The sequence below is a fragment of the Actinomadura sp. 6K520 genome (assembly GCF_004349245.1).
Lineage (GTDB): Bacteria > Actinomycetota > Actinomycetes > Streptosporangiales > Streptosporangiaceae > Spirillospora.
Genome location: NZ_SMLC01000058.1, coordinates 1 through 25,281, shown reverse-complemented (window position 1 = coordinate 25,281; position 25,281 = coordinate 1). Strand labels below are relative to the sequence as shown.

At 71.3% G+C, this 25,281-nt stretch carries 27 protein-coding genes; 17 read left to right on the top strand and 10 right to left on the bottom strand.

Annotated elements, in window-relative coordinates; all coding sequences use genetic code 11:
* Window positions 1–64: 64 nt before the first annotated feature.
* Together E1289_RS17440 and E1289_RS17435 are read right to left on the bottom strand one after the other, a co-directional pair.
* Window positions 65–1,219, bottom strand: a complete 1,155-nt coding sequence (locus E1289_RS17440) for an ArsA family ATPase (protein ID WP_131981375.1) — start codon at window positions 1,217–1,219, stop codon at window positions 65–67.
* Window positions 1,220–1,265: 46 nt separating this feature from the next.
* Window positions 1,266–2,261, bottom strand: coding sequence for an ArsA-related P-loop ATPase (locus tag E1289_RS17435; protein ID WP_131981373.1), 996 nt, complete (start codon window positions 2,259–2,261; stop codon window positions 1,266–1,268).
* Between the two features lie 257 nt (window positions 2,262–2,518).
* Between E1289_RS17435 and E1289_RS17430 the strand changes: the two genes are divergently transcribed.
* From E1289_RS17430 to E1289_RS17410, 5 genes are all read left to right on the top strand, one after another.
* Complete coding sequence (locus tag E1289_RS17430) at window positions 2,519–3,565, top strand: slipin family protein (protein ID WP_131981371.1); 1,047 nt, start codon at window positions 2,519–2,521, stop codon at window positions 3,563–3,565.
* Window positions 3,566–3,677: 112 nt separating this feature from the next.
* A complete protein-coding gene (locus E1289_RS17425) occupies window positions 3,678–3,836 on the top strand; it encodes a DUF4177 domain-containing protein (RefSeq protein ID WP_021591512.1) in 159 nt (52 codons plus the stop codon).
* A 65-nt stretch (window positions 3,837–3,901) separates the two neighbouring features.
* The gene (locus tag E1289_RS17420) at window positions 3,902–4,363 is read left to right on the top strand and encodes a RidA family protein (protein WP_131981369.1); all 462 of its coding nucleotides are present in this window, start codon (window positions 3,902–3,904) and stop codon (window positions 4,361–4,363) included.
* A gap of 127 nt (window positions 4,364–4,490) precedes the next feature.
* On the top strand, window positions 4,491–5,339 hold the full coding sequence (locus E1289_RS17415) for an NUDIX hydrolase (protein WP_131981367.1): 849 nt from the start codon (window positions 4,491–4,493) through the stop codon (window positions 5,337–5,339).
* A 118-nt stretch (window positions 5,340–5,457) separates the two neighbouring features.
* On the top strand, window positions 5,458–6,249 hold the full coding sequence (locus tag E1289_RS17410) for an MBL fold metallo-hydrolase (protein WP_243712885.1): 792 nt from the start codon (window positions 5,458–5,460) through the stop codon (window positions 6,247–6,249).
* Between the two features lie 22 nt (window positions 6,250–6,271).
* Here E1289_RS17410 and E1289_RS17405 read toward each other — a convergent pair whose 3' ends face one another.
* Window positions 6,272–6,958, bottom strand: a complete 687-nt coding sequence (locus E1289_RS17405) for a Crp/Fnr family transcriptional regulator (RefSeq protein ID WP_131981365.1) — start codon at window positions 6,956–6,958, stop codon at window positions 6,272–6,274.
* A gap of 232 nt (window positions 6,959–7,190) precedes the next feature.
* Between E1289_RS17405 and E1289_RS17400 the strand changes: the two genes are divergently transcribed.
* The gene (locus tag E1289_RS17400) at window positions 7,191–7,817 is read left to right on the top strand and encodes a TetR/AcrR family transcriptional regulator (protein WP_131981363.1); all 627 of its coding nucleotides are present in this window, start codon (window positions 7,191–7,193) and stop codon (window positions 7,815–7,817) included.
* A 13-nt stretch (window positions 7,818–7,830) separates the two neighbouring features.
* Here E1289_RS17400 and E1289_RS17395 read toward each other — a convergent pair whose 3' ends face one another.
* Both E1289_RS17395 and E1289_RS17390 read right to left on the bottom strand, forming a co-directional pair.
* Window positions 7,831–8,391 carry a carboxymuconolactone decarboxylase family protein gene (locus E1289_RS17395; protein ID WP_131981361.1) on the bottom strand — a complete coding sequence of 187 codons (561 nt, stop codon included), beginning with the start codon at window positions 8,389–8,391 and terminating at the stop codon, window positions 7,831–7,833.
* Window positions 8,388–9,269, bottom strand: coding sequence for an SDR family NAD(P)-dependent oxidoreductase (locus E1289_RS17390; RefSeq protein WP_131981359.1), 882 nt, complete (start codon window positions 9,267–9,269; stop codon window positions 8,388–8,390). Before E1289_RS17390 ends, E1289_RS17395 begins: the two co-directional genes overlap by 4 nt.
* A gap of 62 nt (window positions 9,270–9,331) precedes the next feature.
* On the opposite strand from E1289_RS17390, the gene nth reads away from it, so the two are divergent.
* The 3 genes from nth to E1289_RS17375 all read left to right on the top strand — a co-directional run bounded on the left by nth (window position 9,332) and on the right by E1289_RS17375 (window position 12,195).
* Entirely contained in the window at window positions 9,332–10,105 is a 774-nt protein-coding gene (gene nth / locus E1289_RS17385; RefSeq protein ID WP_131981357.1) for an endonuclease III, read from the top strand.
* 139 nt (window positions 10,106–10,244) lie between these two features.
* A complete protein-coding gene (locus E1289_RS17380; RefSeq protein ID WP_131981405.1) occupies window positions 10,245–10,841 on the top strand; it encodes a CoA pyrophosphatase in 597 nt (198 codons plus the stop codon).
* A 157-nt stretch (window positions 10,842–10,998) separates the two neighbouring features.
* Window positions 10,999–12,195 carry a MarP family serine protease gene (locus tag E1289_RS17375; RefSeq protein WP_207929010.1) on the top strand — a complete coding sequence of 399 codons (1,197 nt, stop codon included), beginning with the start codon at window positions 10,999–11,001 and terminating at the stop codon, window positions 12,193–12,195.
* A 41-nt stretch (window positions 12,196–12,236) separates the two neighbouring features.
* Here the strand turns inward: E1289_RS17375 and E1289_RS17370 are convergent, their stop codons facing one another.
* The 4 genes from E1289_RS17370 to acs form a co-directional block, all read right to left on the bottom strand.
* Complete coding sequence (locus E1289_RS17370; protein ID WP_347813583.1) at window positions 12,237–12,593, bottom strand: DUF309 domain-containing protein; 357 nt, start codon at window positions 12,591–12,593, stop codon at window positions 12,237–12,239.
* 186 nt (window positions 12,594–12,779) lie between these two features.
* Window positions 12,780–13,703: an alpha/beta hydrolase gene (locus tag E1289_RS17365; RefSeq protein WP_131981353.1), complete on the bottom strand. Its 924-nt coding sequence runs from the start codon at window positions 13,701–13,703 to the stop codon at window positions 12,780–12,782.
* Window positions 13,704–13,712: 9 nt separating this feature from the next.
* Window positions 13,713–14,144: a phage holin family protein gene (locus tag E1289_RS17360; RefSeq protein WP_131981351.1), complete on the bottom strand. Its 432-nt coding sequence runs from the start codon at window positions 14,142–14,144 to the stop codon at window positions 13,713–13,715.
* Window positions 14,145–14,546: 402 nt separating this feature from the next.
* Window positions 14,547–16,514, bottom strand: a complete 1,968-nt coding sequence (gene acs / locus E1289_RS17355; protein ID WP_131981350.1) for an acetate--CoA ligase — start codon at window positions 16,512–16,514, stop codon at window positions 14,547–14,549.
* 231 nt (window positions 16,515–16,745) lie between these two features.
* Between acs and E1289_RS17350 the strand changes: the two genes are divergently transcribed.
* The 5 genes from E1289_RS17350 to E1289_RS17330 all read left to right on the top strand — a co-directional run bounded on the left by E1289_RS17350 (window position 16,746) and on the right by E1289_RS17330 (window position 22,437).
* Window positions 16,746–17,537, top strand: a complete 792-nt coding sequence (locus tag E1289_RS17350) for an oxidoreductase (RefSeq protein ID WP_131981348.1) — start codon at window positions 16,746–16,748, stop codon at window positions 17,535–17,537.
* A gap of 10 nt (window positions 17,538–17,547) precedes the next feature.
* Window positions 17,548–18,165: a pentapeptide repeat-containing protein gene (locus E1289_RS17345; protein WP_131981346.1), complete on the top strand. Its 618-nt coding sequence runs from the start codon at window positions 17,548–17,550 to the stop codon at window positions 18,163–18,165.
* Between the two features lie 982 nt (window positions 18,166–19,147).
* Window positions 19,148–20,224, top strand: coding sequence for a septum site-determining protein Ssd (gene ssd / locus E1289_RS17340; RefSeq protein WP_131981344.1), 1,077 nt, complete (start codon window positions 19,148–19,150; stop codon window positions 20,222–20,224).
* 330 nt (window positions 20,225–20,554) lie between these two features.
* Entirely contained in the window at window positions 20,555–21,706 is a 1,152-nt protein-coding gene (locus tag E1289_RS17335; RefSeq protein WP_131981342.1) for a TadA family conjugal transfer-associated ATPase, read from the top strand.
* A gap of 122 nt (window positions 21,707–21,828) precedes the next feature.
* Entirely contained in the window at window positions 21,829–22,437 is a 609-nt protein-coding gene (locus tag E1289_RS17330; RefSeq protein ID WP_243712883.1) for a type II secretion system F family protein, read from the top strand.
* A gap of 80 nt (window positions 22,438–22,517) precedes the next feature.
* On the opposite strand, the gene E1289_RS38255 is transcribed toward E1289_RS17330, so the two are convergent.
* Window positions 22,518–22,658: a hypothetical protein gene (locus E1289_RS38255; RefSeq protein ID WP_165970521.1), complete on the bottom strand. Its 141-nt coding sequence runs from the start codon at window positions 22,656–22,658 to the stop codon at window positions 22,518–22,520.
* 697 nt (window positions 22,659–23,355) lie between these two features.
* Between E1289_RS38255 and E1289_RS17325 the strand changes: the two genes are divergently transcribed.
* The 3 genes from E1289_RS17325 to E1289_RS17315 all read left to right on the top strand — a co-directional run bounded on the left by E1289_RS17325 (window position 23,356) and on the right by E1289_RS17315 (window position 24,572).
* Complete coding sequence (locus tag E1289_RS17325; protein ID WP_131981338.1) at window positions 23,356–23,910, top strand: type II secretion system F family protein; 555 nt, start codon at window positions 23,356–23,358, stop codon at window positions 23,908–23,910.
* A gap of 90 nt (window positions 23,911–24,000) precedes the next feature.
* Window positions 24,001–24,195 (top strand): DUF4244 domain-containing protein, encoded by a 195-nt coding sequence (locus E1289_RS17320; RefSeq protein WP_243712881.1) that lies wholly within the window; start codon window positions 24,001–24,003, stop codon window positions 24,193–24,195.
* 11 nt (window positions 24,196–24,206) lie between these two features.
* Window positions 24,207–24,572, top strand: a complete 366-nt coding sequence (locus E1289_RS17315) for a TadE family type IV pilus minor pilin (protein ID WP_131981336.1) — start codon at window positions 24,207–24,209, stop codon at window positions 24,570–24,572.
* The last annotated feature ends 709 nt before the right edge of the window (window positions 24,573–25,281 follow it).

Sequence of the window (25,281 nt, the reverse complement as noted above, 5' to 3'; positions counted from 1 at the left end):
GAAGCCGACCCGCAACCCACCCCATCACAGCCGGTGACGCCCGGCGACCAGCGGGGGCCGCGAGTTAGGCGGCCGCGGGCGGCGCGGTCGGCGCGGCGAGGTCCTCGCCCACCCGGCGCAGGCCGTCGAGGTCGTGGACGTCCTCGGCCTGGGCGGGGACGGCGGTCACCGGAACGTTCGGGTGGGCCGACGCGAAGTGGTCGCGGAGGCGGTCCTCGCGGGCGGCCACCTGCATGCGGTCGGTGTGCAGGCGGAGCAGCGCGGCGGTCAGCGCGTGCTCGCCGCGTTCCTCCAGCGTCTCGGCGGCGGCCTGGCTGCGCGCGGCGGACAGGACGCCGCCGTCCGCCTCGTGGACGCGGTTGACCACGAGCCCGGCCAGCGGCATCCGCTCCTCGGCGAGGCGTTCGACGAAGTAGGACGCCTCGCGCAGTGCGTCGGGCTCCGGGGCGGCGACGACGAGGAACGCGGTGCCGGGCGTCTGGAGCAGCTTGAACGTCTTCTCGGCGCGCTCGCGGAACCCGCCGAACATCGTGTCGAACGCGGCGATGAAGGTCTGCACGTCCCGCAGGAGCTGCACGCCGAGGACCTTGTTGATGACGCCGGTGAACATGCCGAACCCGGCGCTGATGACCTTGACGCCGAAGCGGCCGCCGGTCTTGGCGGGGGCGGCGAGGATCTTCATGAAGCGGCCGTCGAGGAAGCGGCCCATGCGCTCGGGGGCGTCCAGGAAGTCCAGGGCGTTCCGGGACGGCGGGGTGTCGACGATGATCAGGTCCCAGGCGCCGGACCGGTGCAGCTGGCCGAGCTTCTCCATCGCCATGTACTCCTGCGTCCCGGACAGGCTGGACGACAGCGACTGGTAGAAGGGGTTGGCGAGGATCTGCTTGGCCCGGTCGGGGTCGGCGTGCGCCTCGACGATCTCGTCGAAGGTGCGCTTCATGTCGAGCATCATGGCGTGCAGCTCGCCGTCGCCCTCGATCTCGATCTCGCGCGGGTTGTTGTCGAGTTCCGACAGGCCCATCGACTGGGCGAGGCGGCGGGCGGGGTCCACGGTGAGGACGACGGCGTCGCGGCCGCGTTCGGCGGCGCGGACGCCGAGGGCCGCGGCGGTGGTCGTCTTGCCGACGCCGCCTGAGCCGCAGCAGACGATGATCTTGGTGCGCGGGTCGTCGAGCAGCGCGTCGACGTCCAGCGCGGGCGGGGTCTTGCCGGTCGTCATCGGATCCCCTCGATGGTCGTGCGGCCCGGGCTCGGCGGGGCGGGGGTCATGCGGCTCCCTGCTCGCGCAGGGCGGCGGCCAGGTCGTAGAGGCCGGCGAGGTCCATGTCGTCCGGCAGCAACGGCAGCGTGTAGCGGGGCCGGTCGATCGACTCCAGGCGCTCCTTCTCGCGGCGCTGCAGCGCCGTGCGGAGCGCGTGGTCGGTGGCCTCGGCGGCGAGGGTCGCGGCGATCGACTCGGCGTCGTGTTCGAGACCGGCGGACTTCACCCCGCGGACGATCTCGTCGGTGTCGAGGGTGCCCGCCGCGGCGGCGGCGAGGTCGTCCTCGGCGAGCACGGGCGGATGCTCCATGTTGACGAAGACGCCGCCGATGGGCAGTTCCGCCTCGGTGAGGTCATGGATCCCGTCCATCGTCTCCTGGACGGGCATCTCCTCGAGGAGCGTGACGAAGTGCACGGCGGTCTCGGGGCTGCGCACGACCTTCATGACGGTGTCGGCGTGGTTGCGGATCGGCCCGACCTTCGCGAGGCCCGACACCTCGTGGTTGACGTTCAGGAACTTCGTGATGCGGCCGGTGGGCGGGGCGTCCATGACGACGGCGTCGTAGACGTACGAGCCGTCCTTCTTCTTGCGCCGCACCGACTCGCTGGTCTTGCCGGTGAGGATCACGTCGCGCAGGCCGGGCGCGATGGTGGTGACGAAGTCGATGACGCCGAGCCTGGTCATCGCCTTCCCGGCGCGCTTCAGGCTGTAGAACATCTCGAGGTACTCGATGAGCGCCTCTTCGGTGTCGATGGCGAGCGCGTACACGTCCCCGCCGTCGGGGGCCACGGCGACGCGCCGCTCCTCGTAGGGCAGCGGCGGGCAGTCGAAGAGCTGGGCGATGCCCTGGCGGCCCTCGACCTCCACGAGCAGGACCCTGCGGCCGCCCGCGGCCAGCGCGAGGGCGAGCGCCGCGGCGACGGTCGTCTTGCCCGTACCGCCCTTGCCGGTGACCACATGAAGGCGTACGCCGTCCCAGTCGGTGTCTCTCGCGCTCACCCGATCGACCATATCGTTCACTCGTCAAACACTTCCGAGTGCGGACGTCCTCATGCAAGTGATCCCTGACACGATGTCGTCCTCCCGTGGAGATCGTTCGGCGGACGTTGTCATTCGGCCTGCCCGCGCGGTTAGCTGGGAAACGTGGACCGACCGTGGCCGGTCGCCTGGATCTTCACGGGGTTCCAGCGCCTCAGCCGAGTTGCAGGCGGGCTCCCGGGCACGTCGTAACCGTCCGCGTGAGAAAGGTGCCCGTGATGGAACTAGTACTGGTCATCCTGCTCGTCGTCCTCGGCGTCGCAGGTCTGTTCCTCTTGTCGTCGATACGTGTGGTGCAGCAGTTCGAGCACGGCATCGTGTTCCGGCTCGGCAAGGTGCAGCGAGGCGGGGAGCTGCGTCCCGGCGCCGTGCGGGCTCCGGGGCTGACGGCGATCGTGCCGATCGTCGAACGGATGCAGAAGGTCAGCCGGCAGACGATCACCCTGGACGTCCCGGCGCAGGACGGCATCACCCAGGACAACGTGAGCGTCCGCGTCGACGCCGTCGTGTACTTCCGGGTGATCGACCCGGTGAAGGCGATCGTCAACGTGCAGCACTACGGCTACGCGGTCTCGCAGGTGTCGCAGACGTCGCTGCGCTCGGTCATCGGCCAGTCCGACATGCAGGAGCTGCTCGGTGAGCGCGCGAAGATCAACGCGTATCTCCGGGACATCATCGACGAGATCAGCCAGGGCCCGTGGGGGGTGCTGATCGAGCGGGTCGAGATCAAGGACGTCTCGCTGCCCGAGGGCATGAAGCGGTCCATGGCCCGGCAGGCCGAGGCGGAGCGTGAGCGGCGCGCCCGGATCATCACCGCGGACGGCGAGTTCCAGGCGTCCAAGCGCCTCGCCGCCGCCGGCGAGATCATGTCGGCGGACCCGGCCGCGCTCCAGCTGCGGCTGCTGCAGACGGTCGTGGAGGTGTCCGCCGAGAAGAACAGCACGCTGATCATGCCGCTGCCGGTCGAGATCCTGCGGTTCTTCGACCGCGCCGCCGGCGGCGCCGGCCGGGGCGGTGAGACCGAGGGCGAGGAGGAGGAGAAGCTCGCGCTCGGTGAACGGCTCGCGAAGGCCGAGGAGGAGCTGGCCAAGGCGGCGGAGACGTCGACGCTGGAGGCCCCGGACGACGTTCCGCCGGTCATCGGCCTGGATGAGCCGAAGCGCGAGGAGCCCGCGACCCAGGAGGTCTCCGGCCCGCCGGACGAGCGCCCGCGCGGCATCACCGACGGCGGCCCCCACCCCGGCGGTGCGACGTCGAGCGGCTGACCCTGCCACCACCCGGCCGGGCACCGGCACCCCGGGCCGCCGATCGCATGCGTGCCTGGGTGGCCGGTGGGTTCGAACAGGGTTCGGGTGGGGTGATCGCTAGGGTGAGGCCATGAAGAAGTGGGAGTACGCGACCGTTCCGCTGCTGGTGCACGCGACCAAGCAGATCCTCGACAACTGGGGCCAGGACGGGTGGGAGCTCGTCACCGTCCTGCCGGGGCCCAACCCGGAGAACCTTGTGGCCTACTTCAAGCGCGAGGTCCAGTCCTAGAGGTGCGCGGTCCTCGACCGCGCACTTCTACCCGATGAGCAGTCCCTCGACGAGGAGGAATGGCCATGAGCACACCCGAAGAACGGATGCGCGAGCTGGGGATCGAGCTGCCGGAGGCGATCGCGCCGGTGGCGTCGTACGTTTCCACCGCGCGGACGGGCTCGCTCGTCTACACCGCCGGGCAGATCCCGCTGGTCAAGGGTGAGCTGGGCGTCACCGGGAAGGTGGGGGCCGAGGTCAGCGCCGAGGAGGCCGCCCGGCAGGCGCGGATCTGCGCGCTGAACGCGGTCGCGGCGCTCAAGGCCGAGGTCGGCGAACTGTCGCGTGTCGTGCGGATCGTCAAGGTCGTCGGCTTCGTCGCCAGTGCCCCGGATTTCGACGGCCAGCCCCAGGTCATGAACGGGGCGAGCGACGTGCTCGTGGAGGTCTTCGGGGACGCGGGCAGGCACGCCCGCAGCGCCGTCGGCGTCGCCGTCCTCCCGCGCGACGTCCCCGTCGAGGTCGAACTCATCGCCGAGATCTCCTGACCTGGCGGCCGCGCCGGGTGGCCGGGCCTTGACGGAATGACGTTCGGTATGTCCGAATGGGCCGCCATGGGATCTGGGCCGGGCGTTGCTCGTCCCTTGGACGGCGGTGCGCGGGGGCTGGAGGACGATGGTGAACGGGCTCAGACTGCCGGCGGAGTTCCGGGAGCGGGTCGAGGACATCCTCGCGGGCCGGGCCGAGCCCGCCCCCGCGCGGCACGCGGCCACGGTCGCCGTGCTCCGCGATCACGACAGGCACGGGCTGCAGGCGTTCCTGCTGCGCCGCGTCCGGTCCATGGCGTTCGCGCCCGGCGCCTACGTGTTCCCCGGCGGCGCGGTCGACCCGCGCGACGGGGACGCGGCGCCGGCCTGGTCCGGGCGGCCGCCCGCCGAGTGGGGGGCGGTGTTCAAGGCCGACGAGACCCTCGCCCGCGAGCTGGTGTGCGCGGCCGTCCGGGAGACGTTCGAGGAGACGCTCGTCCTGCTGGCGGGTCCGACCGGGGAGACGGTCGTGGGCGACACGCGCGGCGACGAGTGGGAGGCCGACCGGCAGGCGCTGCTGGACCGGTCCCTGTCGTTCGGCGAGTTCCTCGACCGGCGCGGCCTCGTCCTGCGCGCGGACCTGCTCCGGCCGTGGGCGCACTGGATCACCCCGAAGATCGAGCCGAAGCGCTACGACACCCGCTTCTTCGTCGCGGCGATGCCGGAGGGGCAGCGGGCCCGGGACGTCAGCACCGAGGCGGACCGGGTGGCGTGGGTGCGTCCGGCGGAGGCCGCCGAGCGCGCGAGCACCGGCGAGTGGATGATGCTCCCGCCGACGATCGCGACGCTGGCCGAGCTGGCCGAGTACGACACCGTCGCGGACGTGCTGGCCGCGCGCCGCGAGATCGTCGTCCACGAGCCCGCCGCGGAGATCATCGACGGTGAGGCGTACCTCGTCCTGCCGGAGTCGATGACGCGCCACTACCCGGGCGGGTGAGCGGAGCGTGCGCGGCGGCAGGGCGCTGATGTGGCGGCTGGCGGGCACGTCGGCGCTGCGTCACCTGGAACGTCTCGGCTGGAACCCGGTCCGGCACCCGGATCGGGTGTCCGGCAGGATGGGGGATATGACCGAGATTGACGGGATGGGTACCGAGCGGGCGACCTGTGTGCTCGCGGAGAACCCCTCCGCCATGACGCTGGACGGCACCAACACGTGGCTCATCGCGGAGCCCGGCTCCGAAGAGGCCGTCATCGTCGACCCGGGGCCCAAGGACGGCAAGCACCTCAGGCGCGTCCTGGACACCGTGGAGGCCCAGAACCGCCGCATCGGCCTCATCCTGCTCACCCACGGCCACCCCGACCACTCCGCGGGGGCCGGCAGGCTGGCGAAGCTGGCGGGCGGCCAGATCAAGGTCCGCGCGCTCGACCCCAGGCACCGGCTCGGCGACGAGGGCCTCGCCGAGGGGGACGTCGTCACCACGGGCGGCCTGGAGCTGCGGATCATGGAGACGCCCGGCCACAGCGACGACTCGCTCACGTTCTGGCTTCCGGCGGACGGTGCCGTTCTCACCGGCGACACCATCCTCGGGTACGGGACGACCGTGCTGGAGGGCAGCCTCGGCGACTACCTCGGCTCGCTCGACCGGCTCCGCAGGTTCGCCACGGACGTCGAGGCCACGACGGTCCTCCCCGGCCACGGCCCGAAGCTGGACGACCCGATCGCCGTCCTCGACTACTACATCGACCACCGCCGCGAGCGCCTCGCCCAGGTGGAGTCCGCCGTCGCCGCGGGCGCGACCACCGCCCGCGAGGTCGTCGAACGCGTCTACGCCGACGTCGACAGGTCGCTCTGGCCCGCGGCCGAGCAATCCGTCCAGGCCCAGCTCGACTACCTCAACAGCCGCTGAGCGGCTGAGAGAGCGGGCCGGGTCACTTCGAGCGCTTGCGGAGGCGTTCGATGTCGAGGATCACGACGGCGCGGGCCTCGATGCGGAGCCAGTTCCGCTGCGCGAAGTCGGCGAGCGCCTTGTTGACCGTCTCGCGGGACGCGCCGACGAGCTGCGCCAGTTCCTCCTGCGTGAGGTCGTGGTGCACGTGCAGGCCGGCCTCGGACGGCTGGCCGAACCGCTCCGCGAGGTCGAGCAGCGCCTTGGCGACGCGCCCGGGAACGTCGGTGAACACGAGGTCGGCCATGACGTCGTTGGTCTTCCGCAGCCGCTGCGCGAGCGCGCGGAGCAGCTGGACGGCCACCTCGGGGTGCCCGGTCAGCCAGGGCCGCAGGTCGTCGTGGCCCAGGCCCGCCAGGCGCACCTCCGTGACCGCTATGGCGCTGGCGGTGCGGGGGCGCGGGTCGAACAGGGACAGCTCGCCGAACATCTCGCTGGGGCCGAGGACGCTCAGCAGGTTCTCCCGGCCGTCCGGCGCCGTGCGGGTCAGCTTGATCTTGCCTTCGAGAACGACGTAGAGCCGGTCTCCGGTCTCGCCCTCGTTGAACAGCGTCTGACCACGGGCGAGACGCACCTCGGTCACGTTGGCGCGCAGCGCCTTGGCGCCCTGCTCGTCGAGGGCCTCGAAGAGCGGGGCTCTGCTCAGAACGTCCACGTCGCGATCGGTCACGCTTCTCCTCCTCGAACACCTACATGCTTAGTGTGACGTACGTCCCACCGCGTACGTGAAGGCAGGGTCACGGCGCGCCGAAACGCGGGACCGGGCTCGTCCGGTCTCCCCGGGCCGCCGCGGTCCCGTTCGCCCAGTGTACGGACCATTCGGTGAATGGCATCACACCGGTCTCATCCCCCCTAACCGGACAACGCCCGGAGGTGTGGTGGCGGTGCCTTAACCTGATCGGATGGTCCAGTCGTCGCCGCGCAGGCTCCCCCGGGGGCGTCACGCGCTGTCGCGCGGGGAGGTCGAGCGGGTGCACCGCGACCGCCTCTGCGTGGCCATGGCGGCGGCGATGACGGAGAAGGGCTACGTGGGGACGTCCGTCGAGGACGTCCTGCGGCGGGCCAGGGTGTCCCGGCAGAGCTTCTACGGCCTGTTCTCGTCCAAGCTCGACTGCTTCATGGCGGCGTTCGACCAGGCGAGCGCGCTGCTGCGCCGCCAGCTGGAGGGCGCCGCGGAGGGCGGGGGCGACCCGGTGACGCGGTTCGAGCGGGCCTTCACCGCCTACCTGGAGGCGCTCGCGTCCGAACCGGGCTACGCGCGGCTCTTCCTGGTGGAGGTGTACGCGGCCGGGCCGGAGGCCATCCAGCGGCGTTCGGAGATCCAGCACGACCTCGCCGGGGCCCTCGCGGGCCTGATGGGGCTCAGCGGTGAGGCCGCCCAGTTCGCCTGCCAGATCGTCGTGTCGGCGGTGGGCGCGATGGTGACGCCCGCGGTCGCGGCGGGCGACATGGAGGCGCTGCGGGCGGTCGGCCCCCCGGTCGTCGAACACGTGCGCCTCCTCCTGCGCTCGGGCGCCCTGGACGCCTGAGCACGCCCGGAGGTCAGTGGCCCTCGGAGCCCGCGCGGGCGGGGCGGTCGGGCTGGACGCGCAGGGTGGTGATCACGGTGGCGAGCATCTCGTAGTGGCCGGCGAGCATCGTCAGCTCCACGCACTCCGCCTCGGTGAGGTGGGTGCGGAGCCGCGTCCAGGCGTCGTCGTCGATGTCCCGCAGGTGGTGGAGCTGGTCGGTCGCGGTGAGGATCGCCCGTTCGCGCGGGCTCCAGCCGTCCGCGTCCGGCCCCTCCTTGAGGCGCTCGACGTCCTGCTCGCGGACGCCGGCGCGGCGGCCGAGGCGGACGTGGTGGTCGAACTCGTAGCCGCAGTCGCGCAGGTGGGCGACGCGGAGGATGACCAGTTCGGTCTCCCGGCGCGGCAGGGTGCCGCCGGGCATCAGCCGTCCGGCGAAGAACAGCCAGCCGCGGAATAGGCCCCGGCGGCGCGCCAGGGTCATGAAGAGGTTGGGCGGTCCCGTCCCGGCGGCCCGGCCCGCGATCCGGCAGGCCAGCCAGTTCACCACGCCCACTTCGCGGAGCCCGCCGGGAGTGGCGCGGGGCGCCGTCACCGGTGCGACTCCGGTTGCGGCGTGGTCAGCTCCACCTGTTCCTTCCGCGCGATTTCGAGGATCTCGCTGAGGCCGCGCTGGACGACGCGGTCCACGACGGGCTGCGCGAGCATCCTGACGGGCAGGACGGCGCCGACCCACGAGGGCGCGACGACGCGCTTGGAGCGCCGGGCGATGCCGCGCTCCAGCGCGTCGATCCCCACTTGCAGCGGGGCGACCCTCGAGATCAGGCTGCCGCCGGCTCCCGCGTTCATGAGGGTCGAGGCGGCCTCGGTGCCGAATCCCCGGCTCGTCATGTCGGTGTCGAGTTCGGCGAAGTACGCCACGCCGGCCTTCGCGCCGTACGGGCGCAGTTCGGCCCTCAGCGTGTTGCCCATCGCCTCCACGGCGGCCTTGGACGCGCTGTAGGCGCCGAGAAGAGGCGCGTTGACGGCCGCCGCCAGGGACGCCACCGCCAGCGCGTAGCCGCGCTCATGGCTGATGTGGGGTCCGGCCGCGCGGAGGGTGTTGTAGACGCCCATCACGTTGACGCGGATGCTCTGATCCATGATGTAGGGGTCGCCGCCCACGATCGGCATCTGCGCGGCCACCCCGGCGTTGGCCACGACCACGTCCAGGCCGCCCAACTCCTGCACGGCGCCGTTCACGACCTCCTCGACCCTTCCGCGGTCGGTGACGTCACACGTCCACCACGGGGCATCGCCGCACTCGGCGGCGACGGAGGCGAGCCCGTCGGGCTCCAGGCCGGTGAGCGAAACCCGTGCACCGCGCTCGTGGAGCCTTTTCGCCAGGGCCGCGCCGATGCCGCGGGCGCCGCCGGTGATCAGCACGCGCCGGCCGGTGAGGGTCGCCGTCCACCGGGAGGAGTCGAAGATCATGCGGGAGACCCTAACACAAAAGAACATGCTCGTCTTTTTAAGGGAGCCTCTACCCTGGCGGCATGGCGACCAACGCGGCTCCGAAGGCCGGGCGTACATCGGGGGGCGGGCGCGCGGCCGGGGGCGGTGCGGCGCGCCGGCCCGAGACGCGGCTCGCGCTCGTGCGGCGGGCCCGGCGGATGAACCGGACCCTGGCCGAGACCTACCCCGACGCGCACTGCGAACTCGACTTCGGCACCCCCTTCCAGCTCCTCATCGCGACCGTCCTGTCGGCGCAGACCACCGACGCGCGGGTCAACCTGACCACGCCGGCGCTGTTCGCCAAGTACCCCACCCCGGAGGACCTCGCCGCCGCCGACCCCGAGGACGTCGAGGCCATCCTGAAGCCCACCGGGTTCTTCCGCGCCAAGACCAAGTCGGTCATGGGGCTGTCCGCCGCGCTCCGCGACCGGTTCGGCGGCGAGGTCCCGGGGCGGCTCGACGACCTCGTCACCCTGCCCGGTGTCGGACGCAAGACGGCCAACGTCGTCCTGGGCAACGCGTTCGACGTCCCAGGCATCACCGTCGACACCCACTTCGGACGCCTCGCGCGGCGATTCGGCTGGACGGCCGAGGACGACCCGGTCAAGGTCGAACAGGAAATCGGCTCCCTGTTCCCGCGCAAGGACTGGACGATGCTCTCCCACAGGCTGATCTGGCACGGCCGCCGCATCTGCCATGCGCGCCGCCCCGCCTGTGGCGCGTGCCCCCTCGCACAGCAGTGCCCGTCGTTCGGTGAAGGACCGACCGACGAGGAGACCGCGCGCAAGCTCGTCAAGCCCGGACCCTTCTCATGAGGGCGGATCTCATGAGGGCGGGCGTGCGGCGTGACCTGGCGGGAAGGAACGCGGGGATTCCGAGGTTGGGACGGACGTGACCGAGAACGCCCTTAGCTGCCCCCCGTGGCTCGCCAGGTTCCGCGCCGAGGGTCCGCGGATGCAGGTGCCGCCGATGTTCCGGGCCGCGTCCGCCGCCCGCTCCGCGGCCGTCCTGATCCTGTTCGGCGAGGGACCGGACGGCCCCGACGTCCTGCTCACCGAGCGCGCGGCCACGCTGAGCAACCACGCCGGGCAGCCGGCGTTCCCCGGCGGCCGCATCGACCCCGAGGACGACGGGCCCGTCTCGGCGGCGCTGCGCGAGGCGTGGGAGGAGGCGGGCGTCGAACCGTCCGGCGTGGACGTCCTCTGCTCCCTGCCCGAGCTGTACCTGTCGCGGAGCGAGTACCGGATCACGCCCGTCGCCGGCTGGTGGCGGGAGCCGTCGGAGGTCGCGCCCGGCCACCCCGGGGAGGTCGCGGCGGTCGCCCGCGTCCCGCTCGGCGAGCTCGTCGACCCGGCGAACCGGATGATGGTGCGGCACCCGTCCGGGATCAGGCTCGGCCCGGCGTTCGCCGTCCGGGGCATGCTCGTGTGGGGTTTCACCGCGGCGTTGCTCACGCAGGTCCTGGACGCCGGCGGCTGGAACCGACCGTGGGACACCGAACGCGTCGAGGACCTGCCGCCGGAGGTCCTGAGCCTCGCGTCCCGGGGCTGAGCGGCTCCCACGCAGGTCAGGCGGACACGTTCGGCCGGGGCGCTGGCGCAAGCGTGGCGGGGCGGGCCCGGCCTCACCCTGCACGGCTACCCGGCGCACCCCAATCTGGTACATCGAGGGGACGTTATCCGGGTGTGCGGCACTATACGGTTGAGCGGTGCTGCACGACCACGTTCTTGACCTGATCCTTCTGGTGCTCGTCGTGCTGTTCGGAGTCTCGGGGTACCGGCAGGGCTTCATCGTGAGCCTGCTGAGCTTCGCCGGCTTCGTCGGCGGCGGCGTCGCCGGGGTGCTGATCGCACCGCCGATCGCGGAGGCCGCGGTGGACGGCGCCGCGCAGCAGGCCCTCCTCGCCATCGTGATCGCCTTCCTGTCCGCCACCTTCGGGCAACTGGCCGCGTCCTCCCTCGGCGCCGTGCTCCGCAACCGGGTGACGGGGCTGAACGCGCGCACGGCCGACGCGGTCGGCGGCACCTTCGTCAGCGCGCTGTCGCTGCTCATCGTCGCGTGGTTCTTCGGGACGCTGGTCGCCAACTCCGAGTTCAAGCCCGTCCGGACGCAGGTCAAGGGCTCCACGGTCATCGGCGCGATCGACGACGTGATGCCCGAGCGGGCGCAGACGTGGTTCACCTCGTTCCAGGGGTTCGTGAAGGGCAGCGAGTTCCCGCAGGTCTTCAACGGCCTCGGCGGCGAGTCGGTGGTCCAGGTGCCGCCGCCGGACGAGTCGGTGCTGAACAACGCGGCGGTCAAGACCGCCCGCGCCAGCATCGTGAAGGTCGTCAGCACGGCGCCGCAGTGCCAGCGCCGGATCGAGGGCACGGGCTTCGTGTTCGCGCCGGAGCACATCATGACCAACGCGCACGTCGTCGCGGGCGCCCGCGGCCCGTCCAGCGTGGCGACCGTGAACGGCGAGACCGGCCGGGGACGGGTCGTGCTGTACGACCCCAAGCGCGACATCGCCGTCCTGTACGTGCCGGGGCTGCGGGCGCCCGCGCTGAAGTTCGCCGACGAGGCCCGCGTCCGCGACAACGCGATCATCGCCGGTTTCCCCAAGAACCAGCCGTTCACCGTGGACGCCGCCCGCATCCGCGCCAGGCAGACCGCCCGCGGCCCGGACATCTACCACACCGGCCAGGTCAGCCGTGAGATCTACGCCATCCGCGGCAAGGTCGAGCCGGGCAACTCCGGCGGGCCGCTGCTGACCACGGACGGTCGCGTCTACGGCGTCATCTTCGCCGCGGCGCTGGACAGCCCGACCACCGGTTACGCCCTCACCGCGGACGAGGTCGCGCCAGACGTGCGCGCAGGGCGGAACGCCACCCAGCCGGTGTCCACGCAGAGGTGCTCTGACTGAGCCGGTCCCGCTTTTGCTGGGGCGCTGCTCTTACTGGGGCGCTACGCCTTGGTGAGGCGTAGGGCTATCGGGCCGTTCTCCGGGCGTTCGGCGAGCTCCCGTGTGCGTTCGACGACGCCCTGGACGTCGATGCCATACGGAGGGACGGCTTCATAGGCGACGAGGCGTTCGGCAGCCCGGCTGAGAAGCGCCCCCGCGCCGCGTGCGTTCCCTCTTCGCAGGTGGGTTATCCCTACGGCGACCTGGGCCAGGCCCCGCCACAGCTCCCGTTCGGGTTCAGGCGAGGCTTTCCAGACCGCTTCCAGTACCTCGTGCGCATGAAACGGACGGTCGGCGTCCAGGAGGCGCTGGGCCTCGACCAGAGCCTCCTTGGGCGGCATGTCGAGGTCTTCCGGCATCGTCGGTATACCGGACGTGCCGTGCGGCAGAGGACGTCCGTAGGCGTCGCGTGGTCGTGCGTTACGTGGGCGTCCAGACTCGTCCCGATCCCGCATGCCTCCACGGTACGCGGACGACGTCCAAGGAGATGTGGGAGGGAGGCGGGGAGCTTCGGCGGCCCAGTGCTCAGGCCCAGTGCTCAGGGCTCAGTGCTCGGGTTCGGGGTCGGCGAGCCAGCCGAGGAGCTGCGTGTCGAACGCCCGGGGACGCTCCTGGTGTGGGAAGTGCCCCGTCCCCTCGATGAGCTTCCATCGGTAGGGGGCCGCCACGTAGCGGCCGGAGCCCTGAGCGCTTCCCGGGAGGGTGCACGTGTCGAGCGCGCCGTGCAACTGGAGCGTGGGCACCTGGATGGGGGCGCGCATACGGTGCGCGTAGCGGATGCCGTCCGGGCGGGCCAGCGAGCGGATGAGCCAGCGGTGGTACTCCAGTGCGCTGTGCGCGGCCCCCGGAATCTGCACGGCCTTCCTGACGAGCTGCTCTGTGCGTTCGTCCGGCCAGCCTGGGGCGGACCAGTCGTGCAGGAGCTTCCCCACAAGCGCGGCGTCCTCGCGGACAAGGCGCCGTTCAGGCCACAGCGGCAACTGGAAACCGAACGTGTGACGCGTCGCCCATCCCTGGCCGCGCGGGTCGGTGGCTATGGCCTGCCGCAGGCGCAGGGGGTGCGGGGCGCTGACCACGGCCAGCCGCTGGACCACCTTCGGGTGGTAGACGCCCATCGTCCAGGCCAGCAGCCCGCCCCAGTCGTGCCCGGCGACGACCGCGTTGGCCTCCCCAAGGGCGCGGATGAGCCCCGCGGCGTCCCCGGCCAGCGTGACCAGGTCGTAGCCGCGCGGCGGCTTGTCGCTGCCGCCGTATCCGCGCAGGTCCACGGCCGCCGCGCGGTAGCCCGCCGCGGGCAGCGACACGAGCTGGTTGTGCCACGACCACCAGAACTCGGGGAAACCGTGCAGCAGCAGGACGAGCGGCCCCTCACCGGCCTCGGCGACGTGGAACCGCGTCCCGCCGGCGCTGACCTGCCGGTGGGTCCACGGTCCGTCGACCTCGATCGGTGATGTGTCGTTCCCGGCCATGGCGTGGGTTCAGGCCGTCAGTTCGGGGGTGTCGGAGTCGCCGCGGCGCCGCAGGGGCGTGAAGTCGTCCTTCAGGGACCTGCGGGTCCGCTTCGCCCCTTCGATCTTCTTGATGAAGTGCCTGGCGATCCACATCAGGAGCCCCGCGAGGACCACGTACACGCCCGCGACGATGAGGAACGCGGCCCAGTGCCAGATACCGAGCCCCACCAGGCCGTACGCGAGCGAGATGGACAGCAGGATGACGACGATCCCGCCCATGACCGCCGCGATCGTGAACATCACGCTGCTGATCGCGGCCTTCTTGGCGTCGGCCTTGAGTTCCATCTTGGCCAGGTCCATCTCGGCCCTGACCAGGTTGGAGACGTTCTTCGACGCCATCCCGACCAGGGCACCGACGGACTTGTCCTCGATGCGCTCGCCCGGTAGAGCCTCCGTCATATCGCTCTCTCCTTAGCCCCGTGTGCGCGCGGGCGCGCCCTTCTCCGGATCGTCACTCTCTCGAATTGTGACGGGTCGGTATAGGCCAAACCGCCGATCAGCAGCGAAACGGTGGAACCCGCCCCTCGTGCGGACCACGACATCCGTGACCGCACGCCCGGTGCGGGTCCTAAGAACCTACCGATCATCGGTCACACGAGCACATTGAGGGCCACATGGTGGCGGAAACCGTCCCAGGCAGGACGTTAGGCGGGCATACCGGGTGACACGACGGCGGCCCGTGCCCGGTCGTTCCACCGGGCACGGGCCGCGTCGTTCGTGGGTCAGTCCACGGCCTGGACGTGGGCCTGGGCGTCGGGCCTGGGCGTCGGGCCTGGGCGTGGTCCTGGGCGTGGGCCGTGGTCAGTCGTCCGACTTGGCGGCGGGCAGCTTCTCGGAGATCAGGTCCATGACCGTGCTGTCGGCCAGCGTGGTCACGTCGCCGATGCTGCGGTTCTCCGCGACGTCCCGCAGCAGCCGCCGCATGATCTTGCCGGAGCGGGTCTTGGGCAGCTCCGGGACCATCATGATCTGCCGCGGCTTGGCGATCGGGCCCAGCACCTTGGCGACGTGGTCGCGCAGCTCCTTCAGGAACTCCTCGCCCTCGACGTCGCCGCCGGCGTCCCCGCGCGGGATGACGAACGCGACGATCGCCTGCCCGGTGACCGGGTCGGTCGCGCCGACCACCGCCGACTCGGCGACCTTCGGGTGCGCCACCAGGGCCGACTCCACCTCCGTGGTGGAGATGTTGTGCCCGGACACGAGCATGACGTCGTCGACGCGGCCGAGCAGCCACATGTCGCCGTCCGCGTCCTTCTTGGCGCCGTCACCGGCGAAGTACAGGCCCTCGAAACGCGACCAGTACGTCTTGACGTAGCGCTCGTCGTCGCCCCAGATCGTCCGGAGCATGCCCGGCCACGGCTCCTTGACGACCATGAAACCGCCGCCGCCGTCCGGCACCGGCTGCCCCTGGTCGTCCACCACGTCCGCGGCGATCCCGGGCAGCGGGCGCATCGCCGCGCCCGGCTTGCCCTCCGTCACGCCCGGCAGCGGGCTGATCATGATGGCGCCGGTCTCGGTCTGCCACCACGTGTCGACGACCGGGGTCCGGTCACCGCCGATGTGCTTGCGGTACCAGACGTATGCCTCGGGGTTGATCGGCTCACCGACCGACCCCAGTACGCGCAGGGACGACAGGTCGTACTGGGCCGGGATGTCGTCTCCCCACTTCATGAACGTGCGGATCGCCGTGGGCGCGGTGTAGAAGATGGACACCTTGTACTTCTGGATGACCTCCCACCAGCGACCCTTGTGGGGGGTGTCCGGGGTTCCCTCGTAGATGACGCTCGTCGCGCCGTTGGCGAGCGGCCCGTACACGATGTAGGAGTGCCCGGTGACCCAGCCGATGTCGGCCGAGCACCAGTAGACGTCCTTCTCCGGCTTGAGGTCGAACACCGCCCAGTGGGTGTACGCGCACTGCGTCAAGTACCCGCCCGTCGTGTGCAGGATGCCCTTCGGCTTACCCGTCGTCCCCGAGGTGTACAGGATGTAGAGCGGGTGCTCCGCGTCCATGGGCTCGGCGGTGTGCTGGTCGCTCTGCCTGTCGACGACGTCGCTCCACCACAGGTCGCGGTCGTGCTCCGTCACCTGCTCGCCCGTGCGGCGCACCACGAGGACGTGCTCGATCGTCGGCGTCTGCGCGACGGCCTCGTCCACGATCCCCTTCAGGTCGGACGGCTTGCCGCGCCGGAACCCGCCGTCCGCGGTGATGACGAGCTTGGCCTGCGCGTCGTCGATGCGGGTGCGGAGCGCCTCGGACGAGAAGCCGCCGAACACGACGGAGTGGGTCGCGCCGATGCGCGCGCACGCGAGCATCGAGATGGGCAGCTCCGGGATCATCGGCAGGTAGATCGCGACCCGGTCGCCCTTGCCGACACCCAGTTCCAGGAGGGCGTTCGCGGTCTTGTTCACCTCGCGCTGGAGGTCGGCGTAGGTGAGGGTACGGGAGTCGCCGGGCTCGCCCTCCCAGTGGTAGGCGACCTTCGCGCCGTTGCCGGCCTCCACGTGGCGGTCAACGCAGTTGTAGGCGACGTTCAACTCGCCGCCCACGAACCACTTGGCGAACGGCGGGTTACTCCAGTCCAGGACTTGGTCCCAGCGCTTCGTCCAGGTGAGCCTGTCCGCCTGCTCCGCCCAGAAGGCCAGGTGATCCTCCGCCGCCTGCTCGTACACCTCGGCCTTGACGTTGGCCGACTCGGCGAGCTCTGCGGGCGGGGAGAAGCGCCGTGTCTCCTGCAGCAGGTTCGACAGTGTTTCTTGGCTCTGGCTCAACGCGCACTCCTTGCTAGCTGAAGCGGGGGTCGCCCGGCATCCCCACTTCACCAGGAAGGTCCCCGGTCCCACAAGGCCACCCTTCCGGATGGCGGAGAAGAGCGTGACCGGCGACGGTGTTCTCTGAGGCCCAATACACCACTTCCCAGGCTGCCCCTCCGGAACCGCCTTCGTGGTCCCTGCCCGTGGGGCCTTGCATGGGTGTGGTGGGGGACCGCATAAAGTCGGGCCGTGACCGATGCCCTTGCTGATGTAGCGAACCTGCCCGGCGTCGCCGACGCCGTCGACGACGCGCGTCGCGCCGTGGACCGGCTGCTCGGCCACCGCATCCTGCGGCGGCGCAGCGCGGAGGTGTCCACGGAGTCGGCGCTGCGCGGCGCCCGGGCCTCGGCCGTCCTCGACGGCGGCTCGGTCACGCTCGACGAGCTGCGCACCACCGAGAACCCGTCCGATCCCGCCGTCCAGGGGGCGCTGCGCGTGTCGGCGGAGCTGGGGACGCTGACGGACACCTGGCGCAAGGCGCCCCGGCAGGCCCTCGCGCGGCTCCACGTCCTCGCGGCGGCGGACGCGGTGGACAGCGCGGAGCTCGGACGTCCGCGCTCAGCCGACGGGACCGTGAAGGACGTGCTGGGCCTCGGCGAGGCGCCGGCGCCGTCCGAAGTGGCATTGCGCCTGGACGCGCTGAGCGGGCTATTGATGGAGCCGACGAAGGCACCGGCATTGGTGGTCGGCGCCATCGTGCACGGCGAACTGCTCACTCTGCGTCCGTTCGGCTGGGGAGACGGGCTCGTCGCTCGGGCCGCCCAGCGGCTCACCTACGTCGCCCGTGGCCTGGACCCCAAATCACTGGTCGCCCCAGAGGTCGGGCACCTGGAACTCGCCGACGCCTATGCCGAGGCACTCCGGGGCTACTCGTCCGGCACTTCCCAGGGCGTGGCCCAGTGGATCGGGCATTGTGCGGAGGCGGTGGCCGCGGCGGCACGTGATTCGCAGGCCATCTGCGAAGCGCTCATGCGCGGCTAAGGTCCGACGTATGGCGGATCGGATGCATGGACGGCCGGCGGCGCCCACCGAGACGACCGTCTCGTCGGTGAACTGGGATTCGCGTGACCTGACGGGCGAGGAACATACAAGCGTTCTGTTCGTGGACGTTGACATGACCGAGGCCGGTGGGGCGGGTGCGGTCTTCACCGATTGCACGTTCCGCGGTGTGCGCTTCAACGCGTCCACTCATACGGATACCGCGTTCCTGAACTGCACGTTCGTCCGGTGCGGTTTCTTTGACGCCACCTTCAGCGGATGCAAGCTGGTGGGCAGCCTGTTCGACGGCTGTACGCACGACCTGTTGAAGGTGAAGGGCGGCGACTGGTCGTTCACGGGTCTTCCAGGTGCCGACCTACGCCGCGCTTCGTTCACCGACGTGCGGATGCGCGAAGCCGACCTCACCGGAGCGCGTTGCGCCGGGGCCTCCATTCGTGGCGTCGACCTGTCGGGTTCGTCGCTGCACAGGGCCGACTTCTCCGGCTGCGACCTACGTGGAAGCGACATCTCGGCCATGGACCCGTACACCGTCCAACTGGGGCGCGCGGTGATCGACCCGTACCAGGCCGTCACCCTGGCCAGGGCCCTGGGGGTGGAGGTCCGCGACTAGCGCGTGCCGGGGATCGCCTACGGCGCACAGCGAACGGCGCACAGCGAACGGCGCCCTTCAGCAGAGCGCCGCCGCCAGTCACGTCACACCGGGTTACCAAGCGTGCATCCTGTATTCGTCGGAGCGGGTCAAGCCCGTCTCGACGCGCCTCCCGCGGCTGGTCGCGCGTGGGTGCCCGGCTGCCGTGCTCGGACACTAGGTCCGTATGACCTGTCTACGCCTCATTTGGCCTGCTGACAAGCCCCCATTCGTAAATCCGGGCCCGCGCCCCACTGCCGCGCCGGACGGGACGCCCGTTACCTTGTGAGGTCAAGTCGGGATGTAACCCGCCATTCCGGACTATCCGTAACCGCCTCTCGGGTCGCGGAATTGATCACACACCGTGATCGCTTCCATTTGGCGGCCGGATCCGCGATGTGGCCGGAAAGATCTTTAGTTCTCCTGTACGCTCCCACTCCCGTCCCGATGCACTCCCCGTGCTCGCGGGAACCGGGCCCTCTGTCAAGGCGGCGGCGCCTTGCGGGTACGGTCTGGAGGGGATCATCCCAACCTGGTGAGAAAAATCGTCACCAAACGAAGCGCGATTGATCTCGACGGACCTCCCAAGCGTTGGGCAGCATATGTTGTAACTGCCTAGACTGGAGTCAGTAAGTTTGCCTCTGCTATAGAGCGAGCTTGCGTACTGCTTACGCCGAACTCCCCGAGACTTTCTTGGGAAAGCGGGCCGGCTCTACCCCCCCGGAGCCGGACCGTCCGGCGACCCCCGCTCTCCCCCCCGGCGGGGGTCGCCCAGCGTCAGCGGCCGGGGCGGTGGCGAGACCCCCCCACGCCACCGCCCCGCCGCCGACCCAGACCACGGCGCGCGGGCCGGGCGGTGGAGCCGCAGCGCCCGCGCCGAAGTTATCCACAGTTCACGGAACGTCTTCCGTGCTGTCACGCAGCGTCGCAAGGTGGGTGTCTCCGAACGTCGAAGGAGCCACCGATGAATCTCGCGGCACTGATCGTGACGGGCGACCCCGCCCTCGCCGACGGCCTGCTCCGGCTGGCGGCGGCCGCCGACGCCCACGCCGAAGTCGCCTACGGCGCCGACGAGGCCAGGGCCGCCTGGACGTGGCCGTCCCTCATCCTCGTGGGCGCCGACGCGGCCCAGGACGTGGCGTCCGCCGGCCTCCAGCGCCGCCCGGGGGTCGTCCTCGTCACCGGCGACGCCACGGCCGACGCCTACCGGCTGGCCGTCGAGGCGGGAGCCCAGGACGTCGCCCTCCTGCCCGACCACGAGGACTGGCTGATCAACGCGTTCGCCGCCGCCGGCGAACCCGAGAGCGGCTGGGCCACCACACTCTGCGTGGTCGGCTCCCGGGGCGGTGCCGGAGCCAGCGTGCTCGCCGCCGCGCTCGGTCTGGCCGCCGCGGGCCAGGGCCTACGTACCCTCCTCGTGGACGCGGACCCGTACGGCGGTGGCGTCGACCTCATGCTCGGGCTGGAGGAGCATGAGGGCGTCCGCTGGCACGACCTCGCCGAGCGGCGGGGCCGGCTGAGCACCGCGACGCTGCGGGAGACGCTGCCGCGGTCAGGCGACCTGTCCGTCCTGTCGTGGCGGCGCGGGGAACCGGTGCCGGTCTCCGACGACGCGGTCCGCTCCCTGTTCGACGCCGCCGTCCGCGGCTTCGACCTGGTCGTGGTGGACGTCCCCCGCTACCCGGGCGACGTCGGCCGCGCGGCGCTGCGGTCGGCCGACACCACCCTCCTCCTCGTCCCCGCGGAGGTCCGCGCGACGGTCGCGGCCGACGGCCTCGCCGCCACCCTCCGCCGCGACACCGCCGACGTACGCCTGGTCGTCCAGGGCCCGGCGCCCGGCGGCCTGACCGCCGACGCCGTCACCCGGGCACTGGACCTGCCCTCCGCCGGCACGTTCGAACGCGACCGCCGTCTTCCCGCCGCCATCGACGATGGCGACCTGGCGCGAGCCTGCCGCCGAGGTCCACTCTCCGAGTTCTGCTCCGGCATCCTCGCCGACCTGGCCCTGCAGCCCTACGCCTACCGAGAAGAAGCCGCCTGACGCCCACGGGCCACGGAGGGCCGCTCCCCTGAGACGCGGCGCCCTGGCCACTCCCCGGTACCGGGCGAAGCCGCCTGCCCCGCCGCACCGCGCGGCCGACCCGCACCGCGAGGCCGACCCACACCGCGAGGCCGACCGGCCCGCCCGCGGGGCGAAGCCGACCGCCCGCAGCACGCTGCCCCGCCCGCACGGCGAGGCCGACAGCCCCGCCCCGGACCCTCCCACCAGCAGTTGCTCCCGTAGCAGAAACGACCGACTCGCCCAGGCCCGAGCGGCTGGCCTTCCGCCGTTACCCCATCACCCAGACCCAGATCAGGAGGACAAGACCGTATGACGAGGCTGTCCGATGTCATCCGGGATCGCCTGGCCGACTCCGGTGCCGAGCCGACCACCGGCCGGGTCGCCGCCGCCCTGCGCGCGGAGGAACGGCTCCTCGGCGATCGCGAGGTCCTGACGCTCGCCGACGAACTGCACGCCGAGTTCGTCGGCGCCGGGCCGCTGGAACCCTTACTGCGTAGCCCGGACGTCACCGACGTTCTCGTGAACGGCCCGGAGGAGGTCTGGGTGGACACGGGCTCCGGCCTCGTCCGCACCGCCCTGCGCTTCCCGGACGAGCCGTCCCTGCGCCGCTTGGCCCAGCGCCTCACCGCCGCCGCCGGACGCCGCCTCGACGACTCCGCCCCCTACGCCGACGCCCGGCTCCCCGGCGGAGTGCGGCTGCACGCGGTCCTGCCGCCCGTGGCCGCGACCGGAACCTGCCTCTCCCTGCGGCTTCCCCGCCGCCGCGCCTTCACGCTGGACGAGCTGGTCGCCGCCGAAACCGTCCCGCCCGAAGGCGCCGACCTGCTCGCCGACCTGATCAGGTCCCGAGCAGCCTTCCTCATCACCGGCGGAACGGGAACGGGCAAAACAACCCTTCTGAGCTCACTGCTCTCCCTGGCCGACCCAGCCGAACGACTCCTCCTGGTCGAAGACTCCGCCGAGCTGAGACCGTCCCACCCTCACGTGGTCCGGTTGGAGGCACGACCGCCCAACATGGAAGGCGCGGGTGGCGTGAACTTGCACGACCTCGTCCGCCAAGCCCTCCGCATGCGCCCCGACCGCCTCGTCGTCGGCGAGGTCCGAGGCCCGGAGGTAGTGGTCCTGCTGCAGGCGCTGAACACGGGCCACGAGGGCGGCTGCGGCACCCTCCACGCCAACACGGCCGCCGACGTGCCGGCCCGCCTCGAAGCCCTGGCCTGCGCGGCGGGCCTGACCCGCGAGGCCGTCCACAGTCAACTCGCCGCGGCTCTGGACTTCGTGGTGCACCTGGTGCGCGACCCGGGCGGAGGCCGCCGCCGCGTAGCGGAGATCTGCCGCCTCCGCCGGGCACCCGACGGCCTGGTCGGTGTCGTCCCCGCGGTCTCGTTCGGCCCGTCCGGCGGAATCGTCCGGGCTCCCGACGCGGAGTCCCTGTTCACCAGGCTGCGAGGCACCAGGTGATCAACGCTCTGGCGGTCCTCTGCTCAGCGGCCGCCGCCTGGACCCTTATGACCCCTTCTCCCGCGGTCATCCGCCTGGACCGCCTCACAACCCGCCCCACCGACAGCCTGCTCCACCTCGTAATGTCCAAAGCCGAAGGGCTCAGGGAACGCAGGACCAGTCCACAGCGATGGCGTACGTCCGTCATCGAACTGTGCGACGGCATGGCCGCCGAACTGGCCGCAGGGCGAACCCCGGACGAGGCGTTCACAGCAGCCGCGGCAGTCCTCGCCCCACACGTCTCCAGGGAACTGCTCAACATCCCACGCCCGCCTCCCGACCATCTGGAGGAACTGGCGGCCCGCCCGGGGGCGGAAGGGCTGCGACTCCTGGCGGCCTGCTGGCGCATCGGCTCCGAACGCGGCGGCACCCTCGCGGCCGTCCTGGACGGCCTGGCCGCCGCTCTCCGCGACGAAGAGGCACAGCGCCAGGAGGTATCGGTTCAACTGGCCGGCCCCCGCGCGACAGCCCGCCTGCTCGCCGCACTACCCCTGCTGGGCCTGGCGATGGCATCAGCCCTGGGCGCGCACCCGATCCCGTTCCTCTTCGGCACCCTCCCCGGCCTGGCTTGCCTGATCACTGGCACGACCCTGAACCTGACCGGCCTCTACTGGACCCACCACCTGGCCCAATCCACCGAATCCGGCCTGACGGGCAAGCCGGCGCGGGCTCGATCTCCGGCTCATCCTTGAGGCGGTCGAGTCCTCCCGCGTGTCGGTGAAGCCGGCGAGACAGGGACTTGAGAGCACGGCTGTTCTCCGGATGGACGCCGTCAAGCGGCCTCGTGGCGTGGTGGGGCGAACGGCTGGTCGGTGCCGCCGGTGTGCAGGTCGAGCGTCAGCCCGATCCGTCCCGACCCCAGCCCACCTACCCCGGACCTCTCGACCGAGGCGACGCGCTGCGTCTCGTCCACCCCTGAAGGCGGGCAATACCAAGGAGTCCCGATGACGATGTTCATGGCCGTGCTCTGTGCAGCAGCGTCGGCCTTCCTGCTCCCGCGAGGTCCGATCCCAGCCGCACAACGCCTGAAAGGCCAGTTCCGAACCGCCAAGCGGCCGTCACGAGCGCCTCACCCTGCGGGCGACCGCGGCAGCACACAGAAGCCCCCTCACGGGCGCCCATACGAAAAGGAACAGCACACAGGCCAGGTCACCCCGGAGACATGGACGTCCTCCAGGGCCCCGGCCGCCACCAAGCCGAACTCCGACTTTGCGGAACCGGCGTACGCACGGCGTCGTACAGCCACAAACGAACCATCGAAGAGGGCAGGGCGTCCGCGGTCCCGAAGATCTGGGCACGGCAACGACGATTCCCAGGAGGAGGGACGAGAGACTGACTGGCCCGCCACCTGCGGTGGGACCATGTCGGCGCCCACGGATCAGGCCCTGCGACCCGGTCCCTGGGAAGGGGCGAATGCGGGGCGTGGAGGGCGGTCGTCGTCGTCCGGAGCGCCCGTCCTCCGAACGTACCGTTCGAACGAATCACCCGGTCATCGCCCTGAGCAGGCGGCTGGCGCACGGAAGCGCAACGCCGAAGTAGGCACGGGAAGGACGCGGCGGAGCGACGTCCTCCTTCGGCGCGTAGCGGCGGGCGCGACGGGAGTGCTGTGCATGGTGACGCTGGGCGGGCTACCCGGCGCACTCATCGGTGTCCTGGCTGCGGTGGCCGTCTGGTTCTCTTTCGGCCGCTTAGGAAACGCGGAACGCAAGCGCAGGCGGGCACGCCTCATCGCCGACCTGCCCGTGGCAGTGGACCTTCTCGCTGCCTGCCTGCGCGGAGGCGCCCCATGGCACGACGCGGTCGCAGCGGTCGCGGAAGCGGTGGGCGGCCCGCTCGGGGACGAGTTGACCGCCGTCTCCGTCCAGATTCGGCTAGGGGCCGACCCGGCCGACGCGTGGCTCGCGCCAGCGGAGGAGCCGATGCTCGCTCCGCTGGCTCGGGCAGCCACACGCGCGGCGTCCTCCGGCGCGGCGCTGGCGCCGTCCTTGAGCCGCCTCGCACGAGACCAGCGACGCGTAGCACGCTCCGCGGCGGCGGCCAGGGCGCGGGCGGCGGGCATCCGCGCGCTCGCCCCACTGGGCCTGTGCTTCCTTCCCGCCTTCGTCCTGCTGGGCGTCGTCCCGGCCATCGCCGGGATCGCCTCGACGATCCTCCTCCCGCGGTGAACCCGGAGTTATCCACAATGCGGCGTTCCCCCGTCACCCAACCCTGGGGCTCAGCAGCCTCTAGGGAGAACCACAAGCGAAAGGAGCCCCATGCGGGCGATACAGATGGTGAAGCGGCGATGGACCGGCAGCCGCGGAGACCGGGGCATGTCCACCGCCGAGTACGCGGTCGGCACCATCGCCGCGGCGGCGTTCGCCGGCCTCCTGTTCAAGATCGTGACCAGCCCGCAGGTGAAGGAGCTGCTCTTACAGATCATCGAGAAGGCCCTCAAGCTGGCGGGCTGAGGGATCGCGGGATGGCCACGGCGGAGATCGCCGTGGCGCTCCCCACGCTCGTCCTGGTCACCGCGATCGCGCTGTGGGGTCTGACGGCCGCGTCCGTCCAGCTCACCTGCACGGACGCGGCCCGAACCGGTGCCCGTGCCGCGGCCAGGGGCGAGTCCCTGGCCGCCGTGCGCGAACGCGTCGCGGAGGCGGTCCCAAAGGGCGCCACGATCCGGGTCAGCCGAGACGGAGCCACCGTCCACGTGGACGTCTCCGTCCCCGTCAGACCCCCTGCGGCAGCCGGGCTTCCACCGCTTACCGTCCAGGCCCACGTAGCCGCCGCAACAGAACCGGGCGTCCCACCCGACAAGGCCCGACCAGCCACCCCAGACCCCTGACAGGAGGCACCGTCACCGACCAGGCCCCTAAACCAGGTCCTCCGGGCAGCTCAAGCTGAAGCCGGCCCGTTGGGTCAGGCTCCTACGGAGTCGGTGCAGCCAGAGCTCGTGCGGTGCGTCGCATGGACCTCCAGCAGCGCAGGACGGGCAGCCGCCCCACAGCGATGGACCACAGCAGCCCCCCAAGCGCTGCCATCGCCCTGGGAGCCCGCCACCCGAGGGTCTGCGGTCCGTACTGACGGACGGTGGACGCGGCAATTCCGGCAGGAAGCCGGATCCGCAACGCCAGCGCCCCAACGGGCCACGCCGAGCAGTCAAGGATCGAGCAGAGGAGCCACACCCAGGGGCGAGCCTGAGCAAGTCGAGGGACAAGCCGAGGGGGAGCCGAGTTCGAATGCGGAGTTGAGGGTCAGACCGGGGAGCCGCGCTGGGGAGCCATGCCGGTGAGTCGTGTCGAGAGGGCGAGTCGGACAGGCGAGGGTCGGCGGCGTAGCTACGAGTGCCGCAGCTGGATTTGTTCTGCGCTGGGTGGTGGCGTCGGTGGGGTGGGGCTGCCGCGTCGAAGGACCGTCCTGGCCAGGAATGGGGTTCGGGATGTGGGAGTGCATCTGAGTTGGTGAGCCGGGTCGTTCGTGGGGCTGATGGAAAGGGGCAGAGGCGTTGAGGGGGAGGGTTGCTGGGCCGGTGCGGGGACTGGTCGGCGGGGATC